Source organism: Rivularia sp. UHCC 0363 (assembly GCF_034931125.1).
In the GTDB taxonomy this organism is placed as follows: domain Bacteria; phylum Cyanobacteriota; class Cyanobacteriia; order Cyanobacteriales; family Nostocaceae; genus Rivularia.
The window spans coordinates 1-4987 of the sequence record NZ_JAYGHM010000134.1 but is presented as its reverse complement, the minus strand read 5'-3'; the positions used below and the strand labels follow the sequence as shown (position 1 = coordinate 4987).

4 protein-coding genes are annotated in these 4987 nt (G+C 40.8%); all 4 read left to right on the top strand.

Going from position 1 to position 4987, the window contains the following annotated elements:
* Nucleotides 1-323: 323 nt before the first annotated feature.
* The 4 genes from VB797_RS34560 (at nucleotide 324) to argH (ending at nucleotide 4872) form a co-directional block, all read left to right on the top strand.
* On the top strand, nucleotides 324-2096 hold the full coding sequence (locus VB797_RS34560; protein WP_323242328.1) for an ABC transporter substrate-binding protein: 1773 nt from the start codon (nucleotides 324-326) through the stop codon (nucleotides 2094-2096).
* 115 nt (nucleotides 2097-2211) lie between these two features.
* Nucleotides 2212-2988, top strand: coding sequence for a nickel pincer cofactor biosynthesis protein LarB (gene larB / locus VB797_RS34555; RefSeq protein ID WP_323242327.1), 777 nt, complete (start codon nucleotides 2212-2214; stop codon nucleotides 2986-2988).
* 50 nt (nucleotides 2989-3038) lie between these two features.
* On the top strand, nucleotides 3039-3290 hold the full coding sequence (locus VB797_RS34550) for a hypothetical protein (protein WP_323242326.1): 252 nt from the start codon (nucleotides 3039-3041) through the stop codon (nucleotides 3288-3290).
* 193 nt (nucleotides 3291-3483) lie between these two features.
* Complete coding sequence (gene argH, locus VB797_RS34545) at nucleotides 3484-4872, top strand: argininosuccinate lyase (protein WP_323242325.1); 1389 nt, start codon at nucleotides 3484-3486, stop codon at nucleotides 4870-4872.
* Nucleotides 4873-4987: the final 115 nt, after the last annotated feature.

The following is a 4987-nucleotide window of genomic DNA, read 5'->3' as shown; positions in this document are numbered from 1 at the left end:
CCATGACCCCTCATAACTTATGTGGTGGAGTATTAGGAGCCACATTAAATGTAATGGGTAACGCGCTCGTAGTGCGGTAGCGCAGCGTGTCCGTAAGGACATGCATCTTGCTCGCTCGTGACCAATAGCGAGCGGGACGCTCGCTAATTGCTAACAGGGGTACTCTTAACCTCTAACTAAGTAGGTCGGCGTTAAGAATTGTAATTATGACAAGGCAGTAGGCATTAGAGGTAATGGTTTAGAGCTAATTTGCACTCTGTTACATAGTTCTGTTTGTTTCCGCTACAATCACAATCTATATAACTAATCGTATATCTACCTAAATGTTAAGAATTGCTTCGATCTTTTCCAACTTTCGGCGTTTGCGTTTACCAGTAATTTTGGCAACTATCACAGCACTCTCGGTTGCTGCTTGCAATCCAGCTAATTTCAAAAGCGAAGCGGCTCAAACACCGCAGTTGATACTTAGCACTCTCAGCGACCCGAAAACATTTAACTATGCTCTTTCTCAAGAGTCACCGAATATTTTCCCCTACACTTTTGAAGGATTGACAACACAAAATTCTATAAGTGGAGAAATTGAACCAACATTAGCCCAATCCTGGAAAATCTCTGATGATGGATTACAGTTTGTCTTTACTTTACGTAATAATTTGAAATGGTCTGATGGTAAACCTTTAACTGCTGAAGATGTTGTATTTAGCTACAACAAAATTTACTTTAATAAAGACATTCCGACCGATGTTAAGGATGCTTTTAAAATTGGTGAAAGCGGTCAATTACCCAAGGTCAAAAAACTCGATGAGCGACGGGTAGAATTTACCTTACCAGAACCTTTCCGACCTTTCTTGCAAAATATGACGACTCCTATTTTACCTGCTCATGCTTTACGAGAATCGGTAGAAAAGAAAGATGGAGAAGGAAAGCCGTTATTTCTGCAAAAATGGAGTGTTGATACTCCTGTTGAAGAAATTGTCACTAACGGTCCTTATAAATTAGGTCGTTACAATACTACTCAAAGGGTTGTATTTGAACGCAATCCTTATTATTGGGGTAATCCTGAGCCTTATATTGAAAAAGTAAATTGGGAAATTGTTGAATCTCAAGATACTTCCTTACTGCAATTTCGTTCCGGTAGCTTGGATTCGATAGGAGTTACACCAGATTATTTTTCTTTACTTAAGCGAGAAGAAAAGCGGGGTAATTTCAAAATTTACAATGGTGGTCCAGCAACTGGTACATCTTTTGTGTTTTTTAATTTGAATAAGGGGAAAAGAGACGGTAAGCCATTAGTTGACCCGGTAAAATCTAAATGGTTTAATTCCAAAGAATTCCGTCAAGCTATAGCCTACGCTATCGATCGCAAAACCATGATTAACAACACGTTTCAAGGTTTAGGTCAAACGCAGGATTCGCCGATTTCCGTACAAAGTCCTTATTATCTTTCTCCAGAAAAAGGATTAAAAGTCTACGATTATAAGTTAGATAAATCGAAAGAATTACTTAAAAAAGCCGGATTCAAATATAATCCCCAAGGTCAATTATTAGACCAAGAAGGAAATCGCGTCCGTTTCACTTTATTAACAAATTCTGGTAATAAAATTCGTGAAGCTATGGGAGCGCAAATTAAAGGAGATTTGAGTAAAATCGGTATTCAAGTTGATTTTACACCTTTGGCTTGGAATACTTATTTAGATAAAATCTCGAATAGCTTGGATTTTGACATGGCATTACTGGGTTTAACAGGTGGTTTGGAACCAAATGATGGTGCTAACGTATGGAAACCCGACGGTGGATTGCATGCGTTTAATCAAAAACCCCAAGCCGGACAAAAACCCATTGAAGGTTGGGAAGTTGCTCCTTGGGAAACCGAAATTGCACGGCTCTATGTCCAAGCAACACAGGAATTAGACGAAGCCAAAGTAAAGGAAATATACGCAGAAACTCAGCGAATTACTCAGGAAAATTTACCTTTTATCTACTTAGTTAATCCCCTGTCATTAGCAGCCATTCGTAATAAATTTGAAGGTCTCCAGTACAATGCGATCGGCGGTGCTTTCTGGAATCTTCAAGAAATTAAAATAACTAAAGAATAAGTTACAGGTTAAAGGTCAAAGGTTAAAGGTTAAAGGTTGAGAGTTATAAGTTAGGAATGAGGAGAACCGGAATTTTTAATTCCTAACCCCTCTACTCCCTCTCCTTCTCTCTTCTATGACTGACGAAAAAGCTCTACAATCTCTATTAAACTCTGTTGCTAATGGTAACGTAACGCCGGATGCAGCATTTTCACAGTTAAAAGATTTAGCTTATGAACCTGTAGATGAATTTGCCAAAATTGACCATCACCGCTCTTTAAGAACTGGTTTCCCGGAAGTAATTTGGGGTTTGGATAAAACTCCCGAACAAATCGCTCGCATTATGGAGGTGATGCGTTTAAAGAGTCAAGTTGTGATGGCAACTCGTATTACTCTGGAAGTTTACGCAATTTTGCAATCCAGGGTGAAGGGTTTGCGTTATTACGAAGCTGCACGAATCTGCGCGATCGCACCTCCTACTATTGAAGTTCGATATTCCGGTACGATTGGGATTCTTTCTGCTGGAACTGCCGATTTACCAGTTGCCGAAGAAGCCGCAGTTACCGCAGAACTTTTTGGTTTTGAGGTGCAGCGGTTATGGGATGTGGGAGTTGCGGGAATTCACCGCTTGTTAAGTAATCGTCACGTTATCGAATCGGCAGCGGTATTAATTGTTGTCGCGGGTATGGAAGGTGCTTTACCAAGTGTTGTGGCAGGTTTAGCAGACTCTCCCGTCATAGCAGTTCCTACCAGCATCGGTTATGGAGCAAGTTTTGGTGGTTTAGCACCGTTATTAACCATGCTCAACTCTTGTGCTGCGGGTATCGGAGTCGTAAATATCGATAATGGATTTGGTGCAGCCGTTTTAGCCGGACAAATTTTGCGGTCAGCCGAGAAATTACGGATGGCATAATTTATATCCCTGAGCTATCACGGTGATACTAACCAACATATAAGTTAAAAATGAAACCTTGGTCAATTTTGGGTGGGTTTACTGTCAGTTTATGGACGACCATTTTGTTGTCAAGTACTGTTAATGCTCAGAGCAAAATGCCTGTAAACTGGACTGTATTAGCCCAAACTATCAACGACCCAGACCTTTTGGGTCAGATTCAAAAATCCTTCAACCACTTTGTGCAAACAGGTCAAGTATGGGCGCTGTTAATTGGATTAGTGGTTGGTTATTTAATTCGTAATTTAACCAGTTACGGTTAAAAGTTAGGAGTTAGAAGTGAGGAGTTAAGAATTAAAGGATTTTAACAATAGATATGTTTATTTTAAATTTTAGATTGTTTGAAAGTTATGAGTAACCAGTTATAAGTTAAGAATTCATAACTCCTAACTCTTAATTCTTAACTCCTAACTTATTCTTCCCCATGCCCAATTCTCAATGCCCAATTCCCAATTTATGATACAACAAACTTGGAGCCAGCGGTTTGAATCAGCGTTACATCCTACTATTGCTCGCTTTAATGCCAGCATCCATTTCGATATTCAATTAATTGAATATGATTTAACTGGTTCGGTTGCTCATGCCAAAATGTTGGCTAAATGTGGCATTATTTCTGCTGAAGAAGGGGAGCAATTAGTTGCAGGTTTAGAACAAATTCGCCAAGAATATCGTAATGGTGAATTTAATCCAGATACTGATTCAGAAGATGTGCATTTTGCTGTCGAACATCGTTTGATCGAGATTGCTGGTGATGTGGGTAAAAAGCTGCATACCGGACGTTCTCGTAATGACCAGGTTGGTACGGATACCAGACTTTATTTACGCGAACAAATTCAGCAAATTCAAAGTTTAATTCGGGGATTTCAAACTGTTTTAGTTGATATTGCTGAAAAAAATGTCGAAACTTTGATTCCCGGCTACACTCATCTACAACGCGCTCAACCTCTAAGCCTAGCTCATCATCTTTTGGCTTATTTCCAAATGACGCAGCGCGATTGGGAACGATTAGGAGATGTGTATCGCCGTGTAAATATTTCACCTTTGGGATGCGGAGCCTTAGCAGGAACTACTTTTCCTATTGACAGACATTACAGCGCCCAACTATTGCATTTTGACAAAGTTTATGATAATAGCCTTGATGGTGTAAGCGATCGCGATTTTGCGATTGAATTTTTGAGTGCGGCTAGTTTAATCATGGTTCATCTGAGCCGTTTGTCGGAAGAGGTAATTCTATGGTCTTCTGAGGAATTTGGCTTTGTGACCCTCAAAGATAGTTGCGCTACAGGTTCGAGTATTATGCCACAAAAGAAAAATCCCGACGTACCGGAGTTAGTCCGGGGTAAAACTGGGAGAGTATTTGGTCATCTGCAAGCAATGTTAGTGATGATGAAGGGATTACCCTTGGCTTATAACAAAGACCTGCAAGAAGACAAAGAAGGTCTATTTGATGGGGTAAATACAGTTAAAGCTTGTTTGGAAGCAATGACAATTTTGCTGCGGGAAGGTTTGGAATTTCGCGATCGCCGTTTAGCAGCAGCCGTAGCGTCCGATTTTTCTAATGCAACCGATGTAGCGGATTATCTTGCAGCGCGGGGTGTTCCCTTCCGAGAAGCCTATAATCTCGTAGGTAAGGTAGTGAAAACTAGTATTGAGAAAGGTAAACTTCTCAAAGATTTGAGTTTAGCAGAGTGGAAACAACTGCATCCCAAATTTGAAAATGATATCTATGAAGCAATATCACCCCGTCAAGTAGTCGCGGCTCGTAATAGCTACGGTGGAACGGGTTTCGAGCAAGTAGCGAAAGCTTTACAGGCTGCTCGTTCTCAAATGGGGAATAGGGAATAGGGAATAGGGAGATGGGGAGATGGGGAGATGGGGAGATGGGGAGATGGGGAGATGGGGAGATGGGGGGATAGGGAGATGGGGGGATGGGGCGATGGGGAGAGAAGGGACAAGGAGA